Origin of the sequence: Amycolatopsis tolypomycina, from assembly GCF_900105945.1 — a bacterium.
In the GTDB taxonomy this organism is placed as follows: Bacteria; Actinomycetota; Actinomycetes; order Mycobacteriales; family Pseudonocardiaceae; genus Amycolatopsis; species Amycolatopsis tolypomycina.
Genome location: NZ_FNSO01000004.1, coordinates 983261 through 1007429, shown reverse-complemented (window position 1 = coordinate 1007429; position 24169 = coordinate 983261). Strand labels below are relative to the sequence as shown.

General features: G+C 71.6%; 14 protein-coding genes. 5 read left to right on the top strand and 9 right to left on the bottom strand.

Annotated features, from left to right (window positions below; translation table 11 throughout):
* Positions 1 to 28: 28 nt before the first annotated feature.
* Both BLW76_RS15355 and BLW76_RS15350 read right to left on the bottom strand, forming a co-directional pair.
* On the bottom strand, positions 29 to 1009 hold the full coding sequence (locus BLW76_RS15355; RefSeq protein ID WP_244170172.1) for a Rieske 2Fe-2S domain-containing protein: 981 nt from the start codon (positions 1007 to 1009) through the stop codon (positions 29 to 31).
* 83 nt (positions 1010 to 1092) lie between these two features.
* Entirely contained in the window at positions 1093 to 2202 is a 1110-nt protein-coding gene (locus BLW76_RS15350; protein WP_091307627.1) for an FAD-dependent oxidoreductase, read from the bottom strand.
* Between the two features lie 65 nt (positions 2203 to 2267).
* On the opposite strand from BLW76_RS15350, the gene BLW76_RS15345 reads away from it, so the two are divergent.
* Entirely contained in the window at positions 2268 to 2945 is a 678-nt protein-coding gene (locus tag BLW76_RS15345; RefSeq protein ID WP_091307625.1) for a TetR/AcrR family transcriptional regulator, read from the top strand.
* Here the strand turns inward: BLW76_RS15345 and BLW76_RS15340 are convergent, their stop codons facing one another.
* Entirely contained in the window at positions 2946 to 4049 is a 1104-nt protein-coding gene (locus BLW76_RS15340; RefSeq protein ID WP_091307623.1) for an FAD-dependent oxidoreductase, read from the bottom strand.
* An 83-nt stretch (positions 4050 to 4132) separates the two neighbouring features.
* On the opposite strand from BLW76_RS15340, the gene BLW76_RS15335 reads away from it, so the two are divergent.
* Positions 4133 to 4780, top strand: coding sequence for a TetR/AcrR family transcriptional regulator (locus BLW76_RS15335; protein WP_091307621.1), 648 nt, complete (start codon positions 4133 to 4135; stop codon positions 4778 to 4780).
* A gap of 135 nt (positions 4781 to 4915) precedes the next feature.
* On the opposite strand, the gene BLW76_RS15330 is transcribed toward BLW76_RS15335, so the two are convergent.
* Both BLW76_RS15330 and BLW76_RS15325 read right to left on the bottom strand, forming a co-directional pair.
* Positions 4916 to 6667, bottom strand: coding sequence for a cellulase family glycosylhydrolase (locus tag BLW76_RS15330; protein ID WP_091307619.1), 1752 nt, complete (start codon positions 6665 to 6667; stop codon positions 4916 to 4918).
* Positions 6668 to 6747: 80 nt separating this feature from the next.
* The gene (locus BLW76_RS15325) at positions 6748 to 8184 is read right to left on the bottom strand and encodes an RICIN domain-containing protein (protein WP_244170171.1); all 1437 of its coding nucleotides are present in this window, start codon (positions 8182 to 8184) and stop codon (positions 6748 to 6750) included.
* Between the two features lie 241 nt (positions 8185 to 8425).
* Here BLW76_RS15325 and BLW76_RS15320 point away from each other — a divergent pair, with 241 nt between their 5' ends.
* Positions 8426 to 9625, top strand: a complete 1200-nt coding sequence (locus BLW76_RS15320; protein WP_425266053.1) for an IS110 family RNA-guided transposase — start codon at positions 8426 to 8428, stop codon at positions 9623 to 9625.
* A gap of 31 nt (positions 9626 to 9656) precedes the next feature.
* Here the strand turns inward: BLW76_RS15320 and BLW76_RS15315 are convergent, their stop codons facing one another.
* Positions 9657 to 11030, bottom strand: a complete 1374-nt coding sequence (locus BLW76_RS15315) for a glycoside hydrolase family 43 protein (protein WP_167384613.1) — start codon at positions 11028 to 11030, stop codon at positions 9657 to 9659.
* Positions 11031 to 11304: 274 nt separating this feature from the next.
* On the opposite strand from BLW76_RS15315, the gene BLW76_RS15310 reads away from it, so the two are divergent.
* Both BLW76_RS15310 and BLW76_RS15305 read left to right on the top strand, forming a co-directional pair.
* Positions 11305 to 15354, top strand: a complete 4050-nt coding sequence (locus BLW76_RS15310) for a family 43 glycosylhydrolase (protein WP_091307609.1) — start codon at positions 11305 to 11307, stop codon at positions 15352 to 15354.
* A 639-nt stretch (positions 15355 to 15993) separates the two neighbouring features.
* A complete protein-coding gene (locus BLW76_RS15305; RefSeq protein WP_091307606.1) occupies positions 15994 to 16704 on the top strand; it encodes a protein kinase family protein in 711 nt (236 codons plus the stop codon).
* Here BLW76_RS15305 and BLW76_RS15300 read toward each other — a convergent pair.
* From BLW76_RS15300 to BLW76_RS15290, 3 genes are all read right to left on the bottom strand, one after another.
* The gene (locus tag BLW76_RS15300) at positions 16689 to 18017 is read right to left on the bottom strand and encodes a jacalin-like lectin (RefSeq protein WP_091307604.1); all 1329 of its coding nucleotides are present in this window, start codon (positions 18015 to 18017) and stop codon (positions 16689 to 16691) included. The two genes, BLW76_RS15305 and BLW76_RS15300, sit on opposite strands and share 16 nt — an antisense overlap.
* The gene (locus BLW76_RS15295) at positions 18014 to 19864 is read right to left on the bottom strand and encodes an autotransporter-associated beta strand repeat-containing protein (protein ID WP_091307601.1); all 1851 of its coding nucleotides are present in this window, start codon (positions 19862 to 19864) and stop codon (positions 18014 to 18016) included. The genes BLW76_RS15300 and BLW76_RS15295 overlap by 4 nt, the downstream gene beginning before the upstream one ends.
* 144 nt (positions 19865 to 20008) lie before the next feature.
* Complete coding sequence (locus BLW76_RS15290) at positions 20009 to 24163, bottom strand: glycoside hydrolase family 38 N-terminal domain-containing protein (protein WP_091307599.1); 4155 nt, start codon at positions 24161 to 24163, stop codon at positions 20009 to 20011.
* Between the last annotated feature and the right edge of the window lie 6 nt (positions 24164 to 24169).

Genomic DNA, 24169 nt, shown 5'->3' with positions numbered 1-24169 from the left:
CCCGCCCCCACCTGCGTCCCGGCGTCCCCTACGTTCCGCGGTAGAACTGGGCGTACCAGCGGCGCAGTGCCTTGATGCCCTTCTCGTGCGGCAGCAGGACCGGCCGGGCCCGGTGGATCTTGTGGTCCCAGATCCCGATCTCCTCGCGGACCTCGCCGAAGGCCTGCGTCCGGAAGGCCAGCTTGAGAACGGGCGTCAGGAACGGCAGTCCGGCCGGCTTGCGGACGTGGTAGAGCATCCTCAGCTCGCTGGTGCGGTCGTCGATCGGGTTGGTGAGCGCAACGGCGGTCAGGGAAAGCAGGGCGCCGTGCACTCGCACCACCATGACGCCGGGGCCGTACATGAACACGTCGAAGGTGTTGTCGATGTCCCAGCGCAGGACCCGCCGCTGGATGCGGCCGCGGACCTCGGCGAACGGCCCGTCCGTGACCAGGTCCTGCACCGGCGGCTCGCGCTGCCCGTGGATGAAGTGGAAGTGCGACTCGTCCACGATGTTCTCGCGCATCTCCTGGATGTGGATCCGCGCGGTGTTCACGTCGTCGATCGGTCGGGCGAACTGCCGGGACGTGGCTTCCGGGATCTCCGGTACCTCCCAGGCCGGCGCACCCGGCCCGGTGTAGGCGAAGATCAGCCCGCTGTGCTCGCGGACGGGGAACCCGCCGAGGGACACCTTCGGCGGCCGCACGGCGAACGGCGCGTGCGTGCACCGGCCGTCCGCACCGAACCGCCAGCCGTGGAACGGGCACTCCACCGTCCCGTCCACCACCTTCCCGCCCGCGCCCAGGTGCGCGCCGTAGTGCGGGCAGTAGGCCTCCCGCACGGCCGGGCTTCCGTCCGCGCCGCGGAAAGCGATCAGGGCGCGGCCGAAGTAGTGCAGCGGCACGACCTCGCCGCGCGGCAGCTGCCTGCTCCGCAGAAGCGCGTACCAGCCGTGCGGCACCGAGGGCATGGGGTACTCGTCGGCGCGCGGATCACGAGGGACCGCGGCCATCCGGCTGTCAGGACTCATCGCCGGAAGTTAACGATGTTCACTATCGCGCGTCGACCTCCTCCGGCCGAGATCCGGGTCACATTCCGGGCACGCCCGCCGTGTCAGCTCGGCTGGAAGAACTCGAGCATCCGGCGGCTCGCGTCCGGCGACATCAGCAGCTCCTGTATGTCCGCCGACATCCGGGCGGCCGCGGCGGTGCGCTCGAACATCTCCTGCTCGTACTCCGCCACGGCCGCGCCGAAATCGTCCCGGTGTTCCGCCAGCGCCAGGCCCAGGACGGCGCCGTCCAGGAGGGCCATGTTGGCGCCCTCCCCCACCGGGGGCATCAGGTGTGCCGCGTCGCCGACCAAGGTGATCGTGGGGTTCGTCGGCCACGTCAAGCCCGGTGGGAGGGCCGTGAGGGAGCGGGGTACGACCGTGTCGTCGGCCGCCGCGATCAGGGCGGTGAAGCGGGCGTCCCAGCCGTCGTACAGCTCGATCAACCGCGCCCGGGCGGCGGCCGGGTCCTCGAAGGGGATGCCGCTGCGCGCGAACCAGTCCTCCCCCGTGTTGTAGAAGCTCAGCCCGATGCGGACGCAGCCGTCGCCGTTGCGTTGGGCCGCCAGGGACTTGCCGTCGCCCAGTACCCAGTAGTTGCCGCGGCCGACCATGGCCGCGAGGTCGGGATGGGCGCGGTCGATGTCGGGGATGCACAGCTCGACGACGTTCTGGCCGAGGTGCGCCGGCCGGGCGTCGGTGAGCAGCGGGCGGACCCGGGAGTTCGCGCCGTCCGCGCCCACCAGCAGGTCGTGGCGCTCGGTGCTGCCGTCGGCGAAGTGCAGGACGCCGTCCTCGGCGTGGTCGAACGCGCGGCCCCAGCGGACCGTTCCCGCGGGGAGCGCGTCGAGCAGGAGGTTGCGCAGGTCGGTGCGGTCGATCTCGGGACGCAGGGCCGGGGCGTCGTCGGGGGTGTCCTCCTGGAGCAGGAGCGTGCCGTCCGGCTCCAGGAGGCGCATGTCCTGTCCTTCCGCGCGGGCGATGGCCAGGAACCGCTCGAGCAGGCCGGCCTCGCGCAGCGCCCGCTGCCCGGAATGGATGTCGAGCATGCCCCCTTGGCGGCGGGCCTCGCGCGAAGCGTCGCGCTCGTACACGACCGGCTCGACGCCGTGGACGTGCAACACCCGGGCGAGCGCCAGGCCGCCCAGGCCGGCTCCCACGATGGCAATGGTCATGAACCCTCCGATACGCTGTATTTCTCGATACACTGTATCGAGAGAGTCGATGTATTGTCACGCGCATGTTGGTGTGGGAGCGGCCCGAGCCGCCGAACCGGCCGGCGCCGGCCCCGCTGAGCCGGGACCTCATCGTCCGGACGGCGGTCGAGCTGGCCGACGAAACCGGCCTCGAAGCGGTGTCGCTGCGCAAGCTCGCCGGCACGCTCGACGTCGGGCCGATGCGGCTCTACGGCTACATCGACACCAAGGACGAGCTGCTCGACCTGATGGTCGACGCCGTCCACGCCGAGATCCGGCCGGCCGGATCCGGGTGGCGCGAGGTGCTGACCTCGATGGCCGAGGCCACGCGCGAGGCCGCCCACCGGCACGAGTGGTTCGCCGACCTGATCGGCGGGCGGCCCCAGCTCGGGCCGAACGCGCTGGCCAGGGGCGAGGCGGTGCTGGCCGCGCTCGACGGCGTCGACGTGGACGTCGTCATGCCGATGGTCACCGCCGTCGACGCCTACGTGATCGGCGCGGTCCGCCGCGAGATCGCCGAGCGGCGGGCCGAACGCGCCAGCGGGCTCGACCAGCGGCAGTGGCAGGCGAAACTGGGGCCCTACCTGGTGCGGATGTTCGCCACCGGCCGGTTCCCCGCGCTGGAGACGGTCGTGCGCGACGCCGCCCACCACGACGCCGACGAGACCTTCCGGATCGGCCTCGATTTCCTGCTCGACGGCATCGGGGCGAGCATCGGGTAGCTACTCGCCGTCGAACAGGGCGACCATGCTGTGCGGCGCGTCGTCGCCGAACATGATCGCGTAGACGTCCTCGCCCGCCGCCTCCGCGGCGGCGCGCGCGAACATCGCCTGCTCGTACTCCGCCAGCGCCGCCTCGACGTCGCCGGGGTGGGCGGCGAGGGCCTGGCCCAGCTCGGCGCCGTCCAGCATGGCCAGGTTGGCGCCCTCGCCGTTCGGGGGCATCAGGTGCGCCGCGTCGCCGAGCAGGGTCACCCCCGGCACGCGGGTCCAGCGGTGCCCGGCCGGCAGCGTGCAGAGGCGGCGCAGCACCGGCGGGGTGTCGCTTTCGGTGATCAACGCGGTCAGCTCGGGCGCCCAGCCGTCGAACTCCGCCGCAGCGCGTGCCGTCACGGTCGCGGCGTCGGCACCGGCGAGCCAGTCCTGGGGCTTGAACAGCTGCGCGTACGTGTGCAGGGTCCCGCCGCTTTCGCGATGCGCGACGATCCCCTGGCCCGGCGCCGGCGCGTAGAGCGCGCCGGCCCCGACCGCCTTCGCGGCGGCGGGATGCCGGGTGTCGCCGTCGAAGAGGAAGGTCTCGACGACCGTCACGCCGACGTACTCCGGCGTGGCGGTGGTGAGCAGCGGGCGGACCTTCGACCACGCGCCGTCCGCGCCGACCAGCAGGTTCGTGACGAAGCGGTCGCCGTTCGCCAGGTTCACCTCGTGGGCGCCGTCGCCGAGGGCCCGCACGCCGGCGACCTTGTGTCCCCAGTGGACGGTGCCGGGCGGCAGCGAGTCCAGCAGCAGCTGCCGCAGCTCGCCGCGTTGCACCTCGGGCCGTTCGCCGGTGCCGTCGTCGGGCCGGTCGAGCAGCACCGTGCCGTCGCGGTCGACGATCCGGGTGGATTCCCGGCCCGGCAGGACGAGGTCCCGGAACCCGTCGAGCAGACCGGCCGCCGCCAGGGCCGGCTGGCCGTTCCAGGGGTGGATGTCGAGCATGCCGCCCTGGCGGCGCGCGTCCGCCGAGGCGTCGGCCTCGTGGACCTCGACCGGGATGCCGTTCAGGTGCAGGACGCGGGCCAGGACGAGACCGCCGAGGCCGGCTCCGATGATCGTGACAGTCATGGATACCTCCGATTGGATTGACGTTCCAATCACCACGCTAGCACGAGTTTGGATCGGCGTTCCAAACATGCGATGATCAGCCCATGGCGAAACGGCGCGCGGACGGGCTGTCCAAGGAAGTGATCGTGCAGGCGGCGGCCGCGATCCTGGACGACGGCGGCGAGGCCGCGCTGACGTTCCGCGCGCTCACCGCCCGCCTGTCGACCGGCTACGGCGCGATCTACCACCACGTCGCCAACAAGAGCGACCTGCTCGCGGCGGCGACCGACGCCGTCATCGCGCGCGTCATGGCCGACGCCGTCGTCGAGGACGAGCCCCGGGAAGCGCTGCGCACGGTGTCACTGGGCCTGTTCGACGCGATCGACGCCCACCCGTGGGTCGGCGCCCAGCTGTCCCGGGAGCCGTGGCGGCCGGCGCTGCTGGAGGTCTACGAGCGGATCGGCGGGCTGCTCGTCGCGCTCGACGTGCCGGAGCAGGCATTGTTCGACGCGGCGGGCGCGCTGGTCAACTACGTCCTCGGCGTCGCCGGGCAGAACGCCGCCAACGCCCGGCTGCTCGCCACGGACCGCTCGGCCTTCCTGGGCGACGTCGCCGCCCAGTGGGCGGCGCTCGATCCGGAGCGGTACCCGTTCGTCCACCGGGCGGCGACGCAGCTGCGGGAGCACGACGACCGCGAGCAGTTCCTCGCGGGCGTCGACATCTTCCTGGCCGGGATCGCGACCTTGCACTGAAGGCCGCGCGCGGAAGTTGCCCGCCGCTCAGGCCGAGCGCCCCAATGTGGCGTTCGGTGCGTTGGACGCACCGAACGCCACATTGGGTGCGTCTGACGCAACCAACGCCACATTGGGGCGCTTGGGCCGGGCGGGCTACTTCACCGCCGTGGGCGCCCAGGCCGCGAGTTCCGCGCGGACCGCCGCCAGCTGGGCCGCGGTCGGCGCCGAACCCGGTTCCGCGACCAGTGCGTAGTGCAGGCCCGGGGTCGCCGGCAGCTGCAGGCGGTCGCCCACGCGGGTCGCCGACGGCAGGTCCGTCACCACCGTCGGGGTCATGCCGGCCGGGACGTGCAGTTCGGTCGGGGCGCCCGCGGCCGCGCCCTGCCACACGAGGACGCCGTAGCGTCCGGTGCCCGTCAGGGCCGCCGTGGCCGGCATCGTCGACGGGATCTGGTTCCACGTCAGCGTCTGGCTGCCGTCGCGGGACCGGTCCTCGTAGGTGAACGCCAGCGTGTGGCCCGCGACCGCCGCCGGGTAGAGGCGGTCGAGCAGGCGGGCGTCCTGGCGGAGCTGGACCGTCCCGTCGTCGGCCGTGCGGGCCGAGGAGAAGTCCTCGCCGTTCCAGGCGTCGCCTTCGGTCTTGACCTTGTCCGGGTTGTCGTTCATCAGCTCGTGGTGGCGGCCGCTGTAGATGTCCCACTGCCACTGCGTCGCCGAGAGCACCGGGCCCGACTGCGCCGGCCGGCCCCACCAGTTCGCGCCGGACACCCGCGAGTCCAGGGCCTGGTACATCGCCTTGTCCACGGTCGGGGCCTTGTCCGAGGTGTACCCCGTCAACGGGTGGCCGAACTCGGTGACGATCGCCGTCGTGCCCAGCGCCGTCGCGCGGTCGCGGACCGTGCCGAAAGCGCCGCTGTACTGGCCGTCGCCCGCCTTGCCCGGCATGAACACGCCGGACTGCGCGAGCTGGTCGTAGAAGTGCGTGTTGAACACGTACCGCGGGCCCATGACGCCGGTGTCCTGGAAGCCGCCGGGGTGCAGCTGGAAGGAGATGTTGGCGTTCCAGAACATGTTCGGCTCGACGAACGCGGGCTTGTCCTGCCAGCCGGCGGAATCCATCGCGTCGCGGAAGCGCTTGAAGAACGGCCACAGCACGTTCTGCTCCCAGGCCTTGCTGTCCTGGCCCGAGTCGTACCGCCCGGCGAACGGCTCGTTGTACGGGTCCATGCCCGCGATGCCGCCGAACTGGGCGGCACTCAGGTTGGTGCGCAGGTACGTCATCGTCTGGACGGCCATGCCGACGAACTCGTCCTGGACGCCGCGGGCGTTGTGCCAGAAGTCCTTCGTGGCGTCCTGGACCGCGCCGTTCTGGGTGATGTTCTGGCCCCAGTGCGCGCAGATGCCGCAGCTCTCCGCGGGGTAGCCGCCGAGGTCGACGACCCACTTCGGCGCGCCGTCGCCGGTGTACCAGCTGCCACGGTTGAACAGGTAGCGGGAGAACAGGTCCTGGTGGAAGTCCGGCAGGACGGTGAAGCCCGCGTCCAGGAACGCCTTCATCTGGTCGGTCAGCTTCGCCAGGTACTGCGTGTTCACCGGCCCGCGCACCGGCTGCGTCCCGGCCCAGGCGATCGGGATCCGCACGGCGTTCGCGCCGGTGAGCGCTTTCATCGCCTGAGCCGAGCGGCGCGCGTCGGCGGCGTTGGCGAACGGCAGGAAACCGTTTTCTGCCAGCTTCACCTCGCCCGAGACGTTGAAGCCGCGCAAGACCACTTCGCGGCCGTACGCGTCGACGAACGCCGAGCCGCGCACGGTCAGCCGGTGCTGCGGAACGTCTTCGGCGACGGCGGAGGCGACGACGCCGGACGTCATCGCCACGGCGGTGAGCAAAGCCACGAGCATGCGCATGATGGCGGCCCCAAACGTGAAGGAGTTTCGCAAAAAGTTACCGAGCGGTCACCCCGTCGTCAAGGGCCGAACGGCGCTGTTCAGGCCGCCTTCCGCTGCCATTGCTGGTTCGTCACCCCGGTACACGGGTACTGCTTGACCGCGGCGCCGTCGGCCGTGGACGCGGAGACGACGTCCAGGCACTTCCCGCTGTGCCGGGCCACCCACCGGACGTACCCGCCGCTCACCGGTTGGGCCTGCCACTGCTGGTTCGTGCCCGTGGTGCACGTGCTCTGCACCGCCGCCGCGCCGTCCGCCGTCGAGGCGCCCGCGATGCCGAGGCACTTCCCGCTGTGCCGCGCGATCAGGTTGACGTAGCCGTCGCCGAGGTCGAGCACGCTCCACTGCTGGTTCGCGCCGTTGTTGCACGTGTACTGCGTGAGCGCGACGCCGTCGTTCCGGGACGAACTCGGGATGTCCGCGCACTTCCCGCTGTGCCGGGCCACCCACGTCTCGTACGCGCTGCCGGTGCCGGCGCCCGCGACCACGCCAGTGGCCGCGTCGACGCTGACCTTCGGGTACCAGGTCATGGACATGCTGGTGTTGCTGGGGAAACTCAGCGGCAGCCACACGTACCGCGACTCGTTGACCGGACGCTGCCAGGCGCCGGCCCACCGGTCGCCCAGGTAGAGGTACGACGTCGCCTGCGTGCCCTGCACGGGCTGCACGTACGCGGTCTGGCTGCCGAAACCGGTGGCGTCACCGACGTTGGACAGCGCGCTCCACGTGCCGGTGACGCTGGACGCCGTCGCGTACTTCTGCTGGTTCGGCGACCAGCCCGTGGCACCCGAGGTGAGCAGGAAGTAGACGCCGTTGCGCTTGAACATCGCCGGCGCCTCGCGGTACGAGCCGGGCCAGAGCGTCTGCACCAGCGCCGAAACGCCGGTGTAGTCGGCGGTGAGCCGGTAGACGTTGAGGTCGGCGTTCTCGCGGGCCGCCGACGCCATGTACGCGGTGCCGTCGTCGTCCTTGAACAGCGTGATGTCCCGCGACATGTGGGTGCCGAACGGGCGGAAGCTGCCGCGGTAGGAGTAACTGCCGTCGACTGTCGAGGAGGTCGCCACGGCCGCGCGGGCTTCCGCGTAGTCGTCGCCGTTCTCCTTGTGCATCCACATCACGTACTGGCCGGTCGAGCTGTTGTAGATGACCTTCGGCCGTTCGATCTTCGCCCGGCCCAGCTCGGCCGCCGACGACTGGGTCAGCACGTCGCCCCGGAACTCCCAGGTCTTCAGGTCGGTCGAGCGGTAGGCCGAGACGGCGCGGAAGGTGTCGTCGGCGTTGCGGTTCTCGCCGAACCAGTAGTAGTACGCGCCGACCTTGAGCATCCCGCCGCCGTGGGCGTGCACGAGGGCGCCGGAGGTGTCGGTGAACTGGCTCCCGTTGGTCACCGTCACCGGCGCGGCGTGCGCACCGGGTGCGCCGAGGAGCAGGGTGAAGAGCACGAGCAGGGACAAAACCGTGCCACGTCGTCGTAGCATGACGGCTCCATAAGATTGTTGGTGTTCAGGACGGGATGTTCTGGATGCCCAGGGCGATGGGGTGTGGCTGATGACGGCTTGCCTCGTGTGGTGGCTTCGAAGGAGTGGCCGCCCCGTCGTTCTGGACGCCCTGGCCGCTGATTGAAATCTGCGCTCGGTCGCTGTTTATGGAGCTGTCGGCGGGTCGTCCACCGGGCTGAGCTGCGAAGACGGGAGGACAGGCTGCGTGGCAGTGCACAAGATGTGGGTCGGGATCGACGTCGGCAAAGGCTTCCACCACGCCTGCGCGGTGGACGAGACCGGCAAGATCGTGTTCTCCCGGAAGGTCGCCAACAGCCAAGCCGCGATCGAGCAGCTGATCACCCGCACCACCGCGAAAGCCGCGGAGGTGGTGTGGGCGGTCGACATGACCTCCGGTGCGGCGAGCCTGCTGATCACGCTGCTGCTGGCCACCGGCCAGCCGGTGGTGTCGGTGCCGGGCCGGTTGGTCAACCGGATGGCCGGCGCGTTCGCCGGTGAAGGCAAAACCGACGCGCGTGACGCCCGCACCATCGCCGAAACCGCCCGCCTGCGTAGCGATCTCGCCCCGATCACCAGCCCCGACGCGGTCGTCACCGATCTGCAGGTGCTCACCGCGCGCCGCGAGGACCTGATGGCCGACTGGGTGCGCGGGGTCAACCGGATCCGGGAACTGCTGGCCTCGATTTTTCCCGCGCTGGAACGGGCGTTCGACTACTCCACCCGCTCGGCGCTGGTGCTGCTCACCGGGTTCCAGACCCCGGCCGGCATCCGCGCGGCCGAAGCGACTGGCCTGTCGGCCTATCTGGCCGAGCATGGTGCGTGGACCAAGGGCATTCCGGCCATGGTGGACAAGGCCCTCGCCGCGGCAGCGGAGCAAACCGTGGCCCTGCCGGGAGAATCGGTGACCGCACCGTTGATCGCCCGGCTGGCCCGGCAGCTGCTGGAACTGGACCGGGAAATCAAAGACCTGGACAAGCAGCTCGGTGCACGGTTCGCCGAGCACCCCGACGCCGGGCCCATCACCAGCCTCGACGGATTCGGCCCCATCCTGGGGGCCCAGCTGCTCGCCGGGACCGGCGGCGACCTGCAGGCCGCGTTCCGCAGTTCCGCGCATCTGGCCGCCTACGCGGGTCTCGCGCCGGTGCCCCGCGATTCCGGGCGGATACGGGGCAACCTGCACCGGGCGAAGCGCTACCACCGCGGCCTGCGCCGGGTGTTCTACCTGGCCGCCCTGTCGGCCATCAAACGCCCCGACGGTCCCTCTCGGGCTTTCTACCTGCGCAAACGCGGCGAAGGGAAACGGCACACCCAAGCCCTGATCGCCTTGGCCCGCCGCCTGGTCGACGTCATCTGGGCGTTGCTGCGCGACGGCCGCGAGTTCCATCCCTCACCACCGCTCACGGCCACAGCCGCCGCTTGACACGATCATTGAAACTCCTTCGCCGAGAGTGTCAGTAGCCGACGCGGAAGGTCGCGTCCTGCTTGTCCACAGTGGAGGATGCGCTGCCCAGCGGGTCGATCCGCAGCACGGAGGAGAAGTGCCGGACGTACCGGTCCGGGAAGTTGTGCGAGCGGAACGAAGACCAGCTCGCGTCGGCCAGCCCCGCCGTCTGGTGGAAGGTGGCGTCCGCCTTGAACGTCGCCGTGCCGTCGTTCGCGGCGAGCCGCAGCTCGTAGTTGTAGTGCCGCAGGTAGCGGCCCGGGTAGTTGACGGATTCGAACGAGACGCCGGCCGCGTCCGCCAGGCCGGGCACGAGCTTCCAGAGCTGGTCCTGGTAGGGGTCGAACGGGTAGGCGTCGATACGGCCCACGGAGTTCGCGTGCCGGACGTAGCTGCCGGGGAAGTTGTAGGACTTGAGCCGCCGCCACGCCGGGGCGCCCCACTGCGCGACGAGGGCGGACCGCTCCGCGGCGGTGATCGGCGTGATGCCGGGGTGCTTGGAGTTCAACGGCTGCGTGTAGGCGCGGTCGTTGAGCAGCGTCCAGTTCCCGGCCGCGACATCGGTGGTCTCCCAGCAGAAGAACCGGCCGTTGGGGCTCCAGGTGTCGCCCCAGAGGTACCAGCGGTTCCCCGCCGGCGCCGGCACGATCTGCGGCGCCTCCACCCCCCGCCCGGGGGATATCCCGGTCTTGTAGGTGGTGAAGCTGCCCGGGGCGAGCGAGCTCGAGCGCTGGCCGACCAGGGTGCTGTTCGTGTTGTTCTTGACGTACAGGTAGTTGACCCCGCCGATGGTGGCCATCGTCCCGTCGATCGTCGCGTGGCCGGGGTCGAAGAACACCTGCGGCGCGCTGACCGTCGTGAAGTCGGTGGTGTAGTTGACCATGATGACGTCGTGGCCGCCGTAAGCCGCCGAGTAGATGATCGCGTACTGGTTGCGCGACGGGTCCCAGAACGCTTCCGGCGCCCAGCTGTGCGTCGCCATCGAGTGCAGCTTGACCCGGCGGTAGCCGGTGAACCCGCGCAGGTCGGCGGAATCCCAGACGTGGACGTACTGGTTCTGCAGCGACCAGTCGGTGCCCTTGAGGTCGGTCGCCAGCACCACGAACCGGCCGTCCTGCTTGCGCAGCACGAAGGGGTCGCGCAGCCCGCCGGTGCCCGCCGTCGGCGTCACGACCGGGTTGTTCTGGTTGAGCGGCAGCCAGTCGAGACCGTCGGTGCTGACCGCCAGGTGCAGCCCGTAGTCGGCGCCCGCCATGGACGGCGACTCGGTGAAGTACGCCATGACGTACGCACCGGCGGCGGTCTGGGCGAAGGCTTTGCTCCCGAGCAGGCCGGCGACCGCGGCGCCCGCCGCACCCGCCATCAGTCCCCGTCGACTGATCATCGTCTCGTCCACCCATCTCGTCGTCGAGTGCCGGGTACGAACAGGATTGTTAGCGCTAACAAGCGGTCGTAGTGTAGGTGACCCGCGCCACAGGGTGTCAAGGGGCCGATCGTCGGGCCGCGGGACACCACCAGGCAAAACAGCCAATTGACCCCGCGGGGATCGGCAGCTATGTTAGCGCTCACTCCGCGCTCGGCGACCGTTCCCAGGTCCCGGAATTCAGCCGCATCACCTCCTTTCCCGCGCCTTCGGCGCCCACTCCTGGAGAACCGGTATGCCCGTTCGACTCTCGGCGACGACGTCGTCGCCGAAGTTCCTCCGGCGGTCCCGCCCGCTGACCACGGTCCTCGCCACCCTGGCCGTGGCCGCGGCGTCCACCACTGTCTGGGCCGCTTCCGGCCACGCGGCGACCCTGGACGACGGCCTGGTCGTCCGCTACGACCTCACCGCCGGCGCCGGCACCACCGTGCCCGACGCGTCCGGCCACGGGCGCAACGCGAGCGTCAGCGGCGACACGACGTGGCAAGGCGACGAAGGCCTGCGCCTGGGTGGCACGAACGGGCACGTCCGGCTGCCGGACAACCTGATGCGAGGTCTCACGGACATCACGGTTTCGGTTCAGGTCAACATCGCCACCGACCAGGGCACGCCGTATTTCCTGTGGGGACTCGGCAACACGGCGGGTGGCGCCGGGAACGGCTACCTGTTCACCACGGGCGACGCCTTCCGCGGCTCGATCGCCTCCGGCAACTGGTCCACCGAACAGAACGCGAGCGCGGGACGCAACCTCGCGCGCGGCAGCTGGCGCACGATCACCTACGCCCTCGGCGGCGGGACCGCGGTCCTGTACGAGGACGGGATCGAAGTCGCCCGCAACACCGGCATCACGATCACGCCCGGCTCGATCGGCGGCGGCACCACGACCGCCGACTACCTCGGCCGGTCGGTCTACGACGGCGACAAGTACCTCAAGGGCAACGTCCGCGACTTCCGCGTCTACGACCGCGCGGTGACCGCCGACGAAGCCCGCGCCCTCGGCGAGCGCACCGCCGCCGGGCGCGCGACGGCCGACGCGGCCGCCCTCGACCTCGGCGACACCTCCGCCGTCACCGACAACCTCACGCTCCCGAAGACGGGGGCCGGCGGCTCGGCGATCGCCTGGTCGTCGAGCAACCCGGCCGTGGTGTCGGCGACCGGTGCGGTGACGCGGCCCGCTCCCGGCACCGGCAACGCGACGGTGACCCTGACGGCTGCGGTCTCCTACGCCGGCCAGAGCGCGAGCCGCACCTTCACCGTCACGGTGCTGCAGGACATCACCGACCGGCAGAAGGTCGACAAGGCGCTCGCCGACATCGTCATCCCCGACCAGGACGCGATCCGCGGCAACATCACGCTGCCGGTCAAGGGCGCCCGCGACGTCACGCTGACGTGGCGCAGCCAGGACCCCCGCGTCGTCACCGCCACCGGCGAGGTGACCCGGCCCGCGCCCGGCGCGCGGCCGGCCAAGGCGCGGCTGACGGTCCGCGCGACCAAGGGCTCCGCGACGGCGGAACGCGCGTTCACCCTCACCGTGCTGCCGCTGCCGAAGAAGGAAGCGCTCGAGGGCTACATGTTCGCCTACTTCACCGGCGAGGCGACGCAGGACACCGAGCAGATCCACTTCGCGGCCAGCCGCGGGAACGACCCGCTGCACTGGGACGAGCTCAACGGCGGCAAGCCCGTCCTGCGCTCGAACTACGGCGAAACCGGCGTGCGCGACCCGTTCATCGTGCGCAGCCCCGAAGGCGACCGGTTCTACATCGTCGCCACCGACCTGCAGATCAACGACGGCCGCGGCTGGGACCAGGCGCAGCGGCACGGCAGCCAGTACCTGGAGATCTGGGAGTCGACCGACCTGGTGACCTGGTCGAACCAGCGGCACGTCCGGGTCTCCGACGACACCGCCGGCATGACGTGGGCCCCCGAAGCGACCTATGACCCCACGATCGGCGCGTACGTCGTCTACTGGGCCACCAGCCCCTACGCCCCCACCGACGTCGACCACACCGGCGCGACGTACCCGCGGATGATGTACGCGACCACCCGCGACTTCCGGACCTTCAGCAAGCCGCAGGTGTGGAACGACCCCGGCGAAGGCGTCATCGACTCCACCGTCACCAAGGACGGCGACTACTACTACCGGCTGACCACCGACGGCAAGGTCATCGGCTCCTGCGAGCGCGACATCGTGCTGGAGCGGTCGAAGAACCTGCGCGCGGTGGACCTCCCGACGACGAAGCCGCGCAACTGGGAGCTGGTCAGCGACTGCATCCGCACCAAGCTCGGCACCGACTGGGTCGAGGGCCCGACGCTGTTCAAGGCCAACGACAGTAACAAGTACTACGCCTTCATGGACGAGACGCCGCGACGCGGGTACGTCCCGTTCGTCACGGATTCGCTGGCGAAGCCGAACTGGACGATCCCGGCGGAGTACCAGCTCCCGAAGAGCCCGCGCCACGGCACGGTGCTGCCGGTGACGAAGGCCGAGCTGGCCCGGCTGCGCCAGGGACCGCCGCCGGTCACCGCCGACAAGAAGGGTGTCGTCGCCGACTACGACCTCACGGCGGCGGGCCGCGGCGACACCGTCACCGACGTCTCCGGGAACGGGCGGGACGCCACGGTGCACGGCGGCGTCACGCGCTCGGCGGACGGACTCGCCTTCGGCGGCAAGGACGGCTACGTCGCCCTGCCGAACAACCTGATGAGCGGTCTTTCCGGGATCACGGTGTCGGCGCAGGTGTGGGTCGACCCGGGCCAGCAGACGCCGTACTTCCTGTGGAACCTCGGCAACAGCACCGACAACGCCGGTGACGGCTACCTGTTCGCGACCGGGGACACCTACCGGGCCGCGATCGCCGCCGGCAACTGGTCGACCGAGCAGAACGCCGACAGCAAGCGGGCGCTGACCCGCGGCGCCTGGCACACCCTGACGTACACCCTGGCGAACGGGACGGCGCGGTTGTACGACAACGGCGTCGAAGTGTCCCGTGTGGACGGTGTCACGGCGAAACCCGGCGACCTCGGCGCGGGCATCACGACGTCGAACTACCTCGGGCGCTCGGCCTACGGCGCCGACAAGTACTTCCAGGGCAAGATGCGGCGGTTCACCGTGTGGAACCGCGGCCTGACCGCCAAGGAGGTGCTCGGCGCGCCGGGCAACGAGACGGCCGTCGGGTCGGTGACCCTGGACTCCCTCAAGGTGCCGGCGATCATCGACAGCGCGAAGGGCACGATCGTCCTGCCGGTGAAGCCGGGCACGGACGTGCGGCGGCTCGCGCCGGTGCTGCAGGTCGCCGACGGCACGCAGGTGTTCCCGCACAACGGGTCGCGGCAGGACTTCACCGGCCCGGTGGGCTACTCGGTCGTCGGCGCCGGCTGGCAGCGGCGGACGTGGACGGTCACCGCGGTGGTGATGAACAGCCCGGTCCTGCCCGGCTTCACCGCGGACCCGAACATCGTCCGCTTCGGCGACACGTACTACATCTACGCGACGACGGACGGCTACCCCGGCTGGTCGGGCACGACGTTCGACGCGTGGTCGAGCAAGGACCTCGTCACCTGGACGCGGCACCCGAAGATCCTCGACCTCGGCCCGGACGTGTCCTGGGCGGACAGCCGGGCGTGGGCACCGACGATCACCGAGAAGAACGGGAAGTACTACTTCTACTTCTGCGCGGACGCCAAGATCGGCGTCGCGGTGTCCTCATCCCCGACCGGTCCGTTCACCGACGTGCTGGGCAAGCCGCTGATCGCGGCCAACCCGAGCGGCGGCCAGGCGATCGACCCGGCGGTGTTCACCGACGACGACGGCCAGACGTACCTGTACTGGGGCAACGGCAACGCCTACGTGGTGCCCCTGAACGCCGACCTGACGTCGTACGACCCGGCGAAGATCACCCGCCTGACCGGCCTCGACGGCTTCCGCGAGGGGCTGTTCATGACCAAGCGCGCGGGGACGTACCACCTGACGTGGTCGATCGACGACACGGGCAGCGAGAACTACCGCGTCGGCTACGCGACGGCGACGAGCCCGCTGGGCGCGGGGCTGGTGAACCGGGGCGTGATCCTGGAGAAGGACCCGTCGCTGGGCATCCTCGGGCCGGGCCACCACAGCATCGTGCAGGTGCCGGGCAAGGACGAGTGGTACATCGCCTACCACCGCTTCGCCATCCCGGGCGGGGATGGGACGCACCGCGAGGTGACGATCGACCGGCTGCGCTTCGGCGCCGACGGGCTGATCACGAAGGTCGTGCCGACGCTCGGGAGCGTCCGGCCGCCGCGGTAGCGGCAAGCGCCCCAATGTGGCGTTGGTTGCGTCCAACGCACCCAATGTGGCGTTCGGTGCGTTGGACGCACCGAACGCCACATTGGGGTTTTCTCAGTAGCGTCCGTGGTGTTCGTGGTGCTGATGCGGCGGAGAGCTCGCCAGCGGGTTTTGAGCAGGGCCATGGCACGTTCACCCAGTGCGCGGGCTCATTACGGGAGCCGGGCAGCACCGCCGAGACCCACAGCGGGAACCCGTCCGGGCCGGCCAGGAACTGCACGTTGCCGCCGAAGCCGCGGTGCTAGGGCGGTGATGGCTTCGTGCAGGTGGCGGTAGGCGGTGGCGACGCTGATGCGGTGGCCGGTGGACCGGGGTGGCCTCGCGGAACCACCACAGCACCAGCACCGCCTGCCGATACGGCGTCAGCACCCGCCGGCCGCGCCGGATGCCGCGGCCCGGCGTTCGGCCCGCAGGACACGGGCGAGGAACCACGCCAGCTCGCGCGCCCTACCAGCGGACCAAACCCCACCGAGAAAACCTCATTGGGGCGCTCGGGGCCGGCCCACCCGGCCGGGGGAAAACGTGCCGATCAAGCGAACCGGATCCGCTTTCCGGCCGTATCTCCCTTCAGGACGGTGGACGACGCGGAGGGACGACGACGTGGCGCGTGAAGGGACCCTGATCGGCGACCGGTACCGGCTGCTCGGCCCCGCGGGGCAGGGCGCCGTGGTCTGGCACGCCCAGGACGAACGGCTCGACCGGATCGTCGCCGTCAAGCCGCTGTTCGACGAGCCGCCCGCGGTGCCCGCCATCCCCGCGCCGCGGGCGGCCATCTGTGATGTCGTCGACCAGGACAGCACCACCTACCTGGTGCTCGAATACCCCGGGGCGCGGACGCTGACCGAACTGCTCGGCGAGCAGGGTGCGCTCGCGCCCGGGCTCGTCGCCCGGTTCGGGGCGCAGCTGGCCGCCGCGCTGGCTGCCGCGCACGACGACGGTGTGCTGCACGCCGCCGTCGACCCGGACCACGTCGTCATCTCCGCCGCGGGGCACGCCGGGATCGTCGGCGGCGGGCGGGCCCTGCGCGCCTTCCTCGCCCCCGAGGTGCTCGACGGCGGCTTCCCGGACTTCCCGGCCGAGGTGTACTCCCTCGGCGCGACGCTGTACGCCGCCCTGGGCAGTGAGACGGGCAGCGAGCAGCGTCACCCGCTCACCGAGGCCGTGCTGCACCTGCTGCACCCCGATCCCACCGCGCGGCCCACCATGGCCGTCGCCGAAGAGCTGCTGAACAGCGTGACGCCCCGCCGTCCGGAAGCTGCTCCGGACCGCGGGGCGCCGAGGGGCGTCGCGGGCGACTACCGCTGCGTGTAGACGAACCCGATCTTGTCGACCTCGCTGCCCGTGCGGCCGTGGAAGCCGGCGAGCTGCCAGCCGGCCGGGGCCGTGCGGGTGACGCAGTCACCGGTCGTCGCACCGCCGGCCAGGACGCGGCCGAGGTTGGTGGTGAACCGGGCCGAGAAGATCCGGGTCGTGTTGTTGTACTTGCCCTGGCACAGGGTGGCCGTCGTGACGTACTCGCCGGTGCCGAGCGTCAGCGACTGCGCCGTGCCGCCCGAGCCGCCGTGGGTGAGCGTGGTGCCGTTCTCCAGCGTCACCCCGACCTGGTCGACGCGGTTGCCGCTGCGCAGCGACCACGTCCGCACCCGGGCGGCCGCCGGCACCGCGGGGACGTCGGTGAAGTAGTCGCCGTGCGGGCCGCCGTACTGGTCCGACAGCTGCAGCGCCGGGTTGCGCGTCCAGCTGAACCGCACGGTGATCGGGTCGTGGTCGGACAGCATCTTGCCCGAAGCGTCGTCGAGGAACTTCGCGTGCTCGTTGTTGTAGAAGGTCGCGTCGAGGTTCACCAGCTTGCTGCCGCGGTAGAGGACCTTGTCGACGACCTCGCAGTCGTTGGTGACCGCGGCCGGGTCGCACACCAGCGCCGGGCTGCCCGGGGCCGGCGCGACGCCGCCGCGCACGAGCTTGACCCACGCGTCGGTGAGGCCGTTGTCCGCCCCGAACTGGGCGATCGTGTCGGCCGCGCGGGTGTAGCGCGTGTTGGTGTCGCCCATGACGACCACCGCGTTGCCCGCCGAGTGCGACCTGATGAACGCGGTCAGCTGCGCCAGGTTCGACGCGCGCGACGCCTGGTCGCCGTCGTTCGTGCCGGCGTTGGTGTGCGCGTTGTAGAAGTCGACGTACACGCCTTCGGCCAGCCGCACCCGCATGAAGGTGAAGCCCTTCGGGGTCAGGCAGTCGCCGGAGTCGAACTGGCAGGAGTTCCAGCGGACGCGCTCGAAGTCGTCGGCGTCGTACGGCAGCGAGGAGAGCGTGTTCAGCCCGCTGCCGATGCCCGCGCCGCCGCTGGTGGGCGTGCGGTACGGGTGCTGGTCGGCCGCGTAGAGCTTGGCGTGGTAGTTGAAGTCCTCCTGGACGTGCACGACGTCGTACGGGCCGAGCCGCTGCCCGATCGCCGTCGTCGCGGGGTCACGCGGGGTCGGCGCGCTGGAGATGCTTTCCGGCAGGCCGGCGACGTTGTAGGCCAGCACCGAGAAGCTGCCGCCGTCGGCCGCGTGCGCGGCCGCCGGACTGATCACTGTGGACGCAGTGACGGCGAGTGCCAACGCGGCGATGCGTTTTCTCACGAGAACTCCCGCAGGATTCGGACGGACAAACCGGTGGGGGTGTAACGGGGAACCACCCGGTGGCCCGGGCGGTCGACTCGGATGGCGGCGAACCGGCCGCGCAGCCGCCGCGCGCACAGCACGTCGACCTCGTGCCACGGGCACGAGCCGTCGATCCGCAGCTCCAGGACGCTGCCGCGCTCCAGCGTCGCGTCGCCGCGCACGACCACCGCCGGCCCGGCGGCGGCGGACAGCGTGCCGCCGGTCTGGTGGTAGCCGCCCGCGCGCAGGCCGGACACGCGCAGCGTGCCGCCGGCGAGTTCGACGTTTCCGGTGCCCAGCGCACCCGGCCCCGTCGCGGCCAGCGTGCCCGCCTCGACGCGGGTGCCGCCCCGGTAGCTGTTGGCCCCGGCGAGCGTCAGCGTCCCGGTGCCGGCCTTGACGAGCCCGCCGTCGCCGCCGATGTCGTTGCGCCAGCTGTCGTTCGCGCTGAACCCGCCACGGGTGGCGTCCATCGTGACGCGGACGCCGGTGTCGAACGCGCCGTAGCCGTCGGCCGCGGCGAAGAGGTTCAGCCGTCCCCACAGCTCCGGGCCGTCGAGCAGCGGGTTCCCGCCCGGGAACGCCGTCGTGCGCAGGACTTCCCGCCGCTGGGCCGCGCCGAGGTACGGCAGGCGGGTTTCGAGGAGCACTTCGGCGCCCTTCGGGACCTGCATCGGCGTCCGCGCGCCGTGGCTCGGGAGCCCGTAGGTCGCCCGGCGCGCGACCATCGCGGCGTTCGCGCGGCGGTCGCGGTACTCGTCGGCGCCGGTGTGCGCGCGGGCGAAGAGCGTGTCGGGGGTCGTGCCGGTCTTGGCGGTGAAGTACTTCAGCGCCTGCTCGCGCGCCGCCGCCTTGAGCGTGGCGTTCTCCGGGTCGGCGAGGGTGGCCGCGGTGAGCGCGGTGGCCAGGGTCCGGCCGCTGATCACGTCCACCGGCGAGTGCATCCCGGCGACGATCCGCGTGTCGGACAGGTCGTAGGCCCGCGCCACCAGCTCCTGGAACCGCTCCGGGACCGCGTAGGCGAGCGCGAGGCAGGCCAGGTGGAAGGCGTTGGTGTGACCGCTGGGGTAGCCGCCGTCTTCGGCCGGGGTCGTGCTGCGCTGACGCAGCAGCTGCGGTGCGACGACCACGTCGGAGTCGTAGACCGGGTAGCCGAGGGCGTCGGTCGCGCCGGTGGGCACGACCGTGCTGTCGGCGGTCAGCCGCCACGGCCGCGGGTACTGGTAGGCGGCCTTGCTCGGGTTGCCGGAGGCGAAGTTCCCGCGGACGGTGTCGACGAGCGTGGCCACCAGGCCGAGCTCCGAGTCGTGGGAGCCGGCGCCGAGCGCCGAGCCCGCCGGCGCGTCGGCCGGGACGGCGTCGTCGATCTTGGCCGGCGGGGTGCCGTCGGGGGCACTGGTGATGCTCGTGACGGCCTTGGCGCCGCCGCGGTAGAGGTCCGCCAGCGGGCCGAGGCCGCCGATGGCGGCGTAGGACTGGTGCTGGCGGTCGTAGACGAAGGAGCGCTTGGCTTCGGCGTCGGTCCGGGCGCGGGTGACGGCGACGCAGTGCCGGACGTTCGCGCGCAGCACCGCCGCGTCGAGCACGACGCCACTGTCCCAAGTGGACCCGGTGCGCCACACGCGCTGCATCCCGCTCAGGATCCGCACCGCCGCGTTGGTCTCCGGCGTCTTGTTGGCCGGGACGTTCGTGCGGTAGCTGTCGACGAAGGCCGTCGTCGCCTCCGCCCAGGCGGGCACGCCCAGCACGGTGGGCACGGCGGCGACGGCGGGGACGAGCGCGGACCAGCGCAGGAAAGTCCGCCGGTCCAAGGGAGCGATGCTCAACTGGTTCTCCTGAGAAGGCGCCGGAAAGCGCACGGGAATCGCTGGAATGATCAGCGCCCGGCGGACCCCCGGTCAAGGAGCGTCCGGAGTAATTCGCCGAGCAGTAACCTGTTCTTTTGCGGATATATCGCGAATTCGACGAATTCACTCGATCCGGACTTCGACGGCGGGGCTGTAGACGAGCCGTCCGTGGGCGGCCACGCGGACCAGCACCCACCAGTGCGCGCCCGGCCGGGCGGTGTGTCCCGCCCGGACGGTGATCGGCACCGTCGCCTTCCCGCCGGCGGCGAGCCGGAACGGCTGGAGGCGCGGGCCGATCGCCAACTCGGTGCCCCAGGTGCCGAACGGGCTGATCGCCGCGATCGCGCCCCGGATCTCGCTCTGGGCCAGGTTTTCCACCGACACCGGCAGTTCGGCACACCCGCCCGGTTTCACGACGACCGCCTCCGCGAGACCGACCTCGACGAGGTCGTCGCGGGGTGGGGGTGTGCCGACGAGGACTTCGGCCGTGTCTTCGAGGAGCTGCCCGTGGTCGTCGGTGATCCGGGCGGCGAGCAGGTACCGGCCGGGTGTTTCCGGCCCCCGCACTTCGACCGCCGTTTTCGCGTGCTCCCCCGGTGCCAGGTCGTAGTCGAGGTCCGGAACGTCCACGACCTCCCATCCCGGTGGCAGCTCCAGGTCGACCCGCCCGCGAGCCGGGCGGCCGCTGCAGCTCACCGTGACGTCGAACCGGGCCCGCCCGTCCTCGAGCCTCGCCCGGGTCGGCGTCACGTGCACGCTCACCGGCAGGTTGCCGACCGGCGCCGGGCCTTCGTTGTGCAGCCAGTACCGGGTGGGGACCGGCTGCACCGGTTCGGTGGCGATGTCCCGGCCGGGTCCCCACCGGACGACGGGTTCCAGCCGCAGGGTGGCCACGTCGGCGGCGCCCAGCTCGACGTGCGCGCGGCCGTCGTCGACCTTCACCGGCTCGCCGCGCTCTTCGAGCAGATCGGTGCGCCAGGCCGACCGGATCCCGCCGTGCAGCGCCACGGACGCCGTGACCGGTGACCCGGTCGATTCGTACAGCCGCAGGGTGATCGCGTCCGCCGGCGGGATCACCGCACCCGAAGCCAGGGGGTTGCCCGCGGGTTTCGCCGCCGTGAGCACGACTTCGGCCGGCTCGACCGCGATCAGGCTCAGCGTGGGTGGCAGCGGGCCCGGGGTGGCCGGCACCGGACGGGCTCGCAGCGGGTGCGCGGCTTCCTGCGCGCCACGCGGGAATCCGGCCTCCCGCCAGTCGCCCTCCCCGGCGACGATCGCGAAGCCGAACGTGTGCGTCCAGTGCTGCCAGGCGAAACTGGAGCCGTCGGGCGCGGTCCGGCGCTCGCCGTCGATCCACACGCCGCTGGGCCAGCCGCTGCACGCGCGCATCAGCGACAGGTGCAGCGTGCCGTCCGGGTCGACGACGAACCCGGGCGTGCCGTGGTTGACGACCGCGACCGAGTAGCTGTCGGCGGGCTCGGCGGTGCCGTCCAGCCCGCCGGGGACCCGGATGTCGAGGGTGGCCGCCGCCCGCAGCTCGGCGACGGCCGCCTTGACGTCGTCGATGATCACCACTGGCAGGTCACGCGGGCCGCGGAGGTCGGCGTCGGGTACCCAGGCTTCGCGCCGGGTCCGGGCGGCCGGGACGAACACCCGGCCGTGGCGTTCGAGCGCGTCCCGGTAGCCGGGCTCGGTGAGGACCTCGGCGGCGTACGGGTTGTCCGCGCCGACGACGATCCGGACGTCGGGCAGGTTCGAGTCGACGTCGAGGGCGCCGTAGCGCGGCCCGCCGGGCCGGGTGCAGGTGGCCGTGACGCCCTTCGCGGCCAGCACCGCCACCAGCTCCCGGACCTCGGGCCCGGGCGCGAGCGGCTCGACCACTTCGGCGACGCCGATGGCGTGCATGGCGCGGCTGCCGTCGTCGTGGCTGAGCGCGATGCGGGCGGTCGCCGACAGCCCGGCCCAGGTGTGGGCCGGCGTGTCGAGCGTCCAGAGGTGCTCGGCCGCGTCGACGTCGGGGAAGCCGAACGACCGGCCGATGGCGCCGAACCCGACCTCCGCCACCGGCAGGGCACCCGGGACGGCGAAGTCGAAGCAGGCGCGCAGGAGCCGGTCCTGGCCGAGCGACCCGTCGACGTCGGTGCGGACGTCCACTCGGGACACTCCGTGCCACAGCGTCGTGCGCTGGGTGATCCGCAAGTCGTCCAAAGCCGTGGTCGCGACGAGCCGCTCCCCCACCGGGCTGGTCTCGACGACGACGTCCGCCGCGCCCGGGCCGTGGCCGGGTCCCTTCGGCAGCAGGTGCCACGGGCCTTCGCCCCACACCGGGTGCTCGGCGTGCTCGTCCTGGACGACCAGCCCGGCGGCGAGCCCGCCGTCGCGCAGCAGTTCGCGGCCGCTGCGACGGTCGTGGACGCGCTTGAGCGCTCCGCCGCGCGCCGGGTCGGCTTCGACGGCGAAGACGGCGTTCTCGATCGACGGCGGCCCCGGCCGGACCGTCCACCCGGGTGGGACGTCGGCAGCGTCGACGACCCGGTAGACCCGGTAGCCCAGCGCGGGCACCGCGGACGCGAGGAAGGTCAGCGTGATCTCTTCCAGGGAGCCGTCGGCGCGGCGCACGACCGCGTCGGTGACGGCGGGAACTTCACGGCCGTCCGGATCGACGACCCGTGCGCCCGCGGTTCCCGGGCGCACGGTCACCGTCGTGATCGCGTCCCGGGTCCAGGACAGCGTGTTGAGCACGAAGACGGCTTCGCCGTCGCCGGTCGTGTCGGCGTGGTGGGCGAGCTCGGTGATGGCGCCGTCGAGGACCTCGCGGCCGCGGTCGGCGGCTTCCCGCCAGCCGGTGAGGAGGTCGAGGTAGACCTGGTCGGATTCGGTGCCGGTGATGGCGTCGTGGTGGGCGCCGTAGACCAGCTGCCGCCACGCCTTGTCGAGCGCCTCGTGCGGGTACTTCGCCCCGAGCAGGGCGGCGAGGGTGGCCGCCCGCTCGCCGTCGAGCACGGCCACCTCGGCCGCGCGCTGGGCCTGCTTGGTGTCGATGTAGGAGACGTCCTTGCCGGTGTAGACCGGGTTCATGTCCCGGGTCTGCACGCTGATCGCCGTGCCGCGCGCCGCCGCGTCCGCGCGGACCGCGGCGAAGAAGTCCCGCGGCAGGCCGACGACGAACCGCGGCCAGACGTACCGGGCGTTCCAGGTGCGGTGGATCTCGGTGCAGAACCGCGACGGGATGTTGTGGTCGTGCCCGACCGGCAGCAGCACGTTGCGCGTGGCGGCGACCTGCCGCAGCGTGCTGAACTGCCGGTAGGCCTCTGCCATCGCCTCTTCGAGGGTGTCCTGGCGTTCGATGCCCCAGCCGGCGACGTAGTGGTCGGCCATGTAGGCGGTCAGCAGGCCCCGCCCGCTCGGCGAGATCCACTCGAACTCCGACGGGAACTGCATCCGGCCGATGTCGCCGGTGTGCCGCTTCGCCCCGACGTGGTGCCACGGCCCGCGCGCCCAGGCGCTGGACTCCAGGCCGGCGTCGGCCATCAGCCCGGGGTAGGCCGGGTCGTGGCCGAACACGTCGAGCATCCACGCCGAACGCGGGTCGCCGCCGAGGACGTCCCGCTGGTAGCCGACGCCGTAGACGGCGTTGCGGATGGTCGACTCCGGGTGGGTCAGGTTCGTGTTGGCCTCGTTGTAGTTGCCGCCGACCAGCTCGATCCGGCCGTCGCGGAGGAACCGGCCCAGGTCCTGGCGGTCGCCGGGGAAGGCGTCCCAGTGCGGTTTGAGGTAGTCGACCTCGGCCAGCACGAACCGGTAGTCCTCGTCGTCGCGGGCGGCTTCCAGGTGCGCGCGGACGAGGTCGAACGCCGACCGCTGGAAGTTCATCCGCTTTTCCTGCGCGAGCGGCAGGTCGAGCCAGGTGTCGGTGAAGCCGGCCTGGGTGTTCCACCACACCGGGTCGTAGTGGAAGTGCGAGACCATCCACATCGTCCAGCCGGTCTCCGCGACGACGAGGTCGGCTTCGGCGGTGACGCGCTCCCCGGCCGACTCCGCGACCACGGTGACCCGGTGCTCGGAGCCTTCGGGCGCCTGGAAGACCACGCCGACCTCGACGGTCACGCCGTCCGGAACGACGTCGACGAGAACCGGCTCGGGTGTGAAGACCCGCTTGCCCTCGACGCGGATTCGCACCGGGGCCCGCGGCCCGCTCAAGGTCACTCTGACCACTTGGCGGGCCGCGGCGGCCGAGCCGACGAACAGATCGGTGCCCCGTACGGCCGTGATGCGCACAGTTCT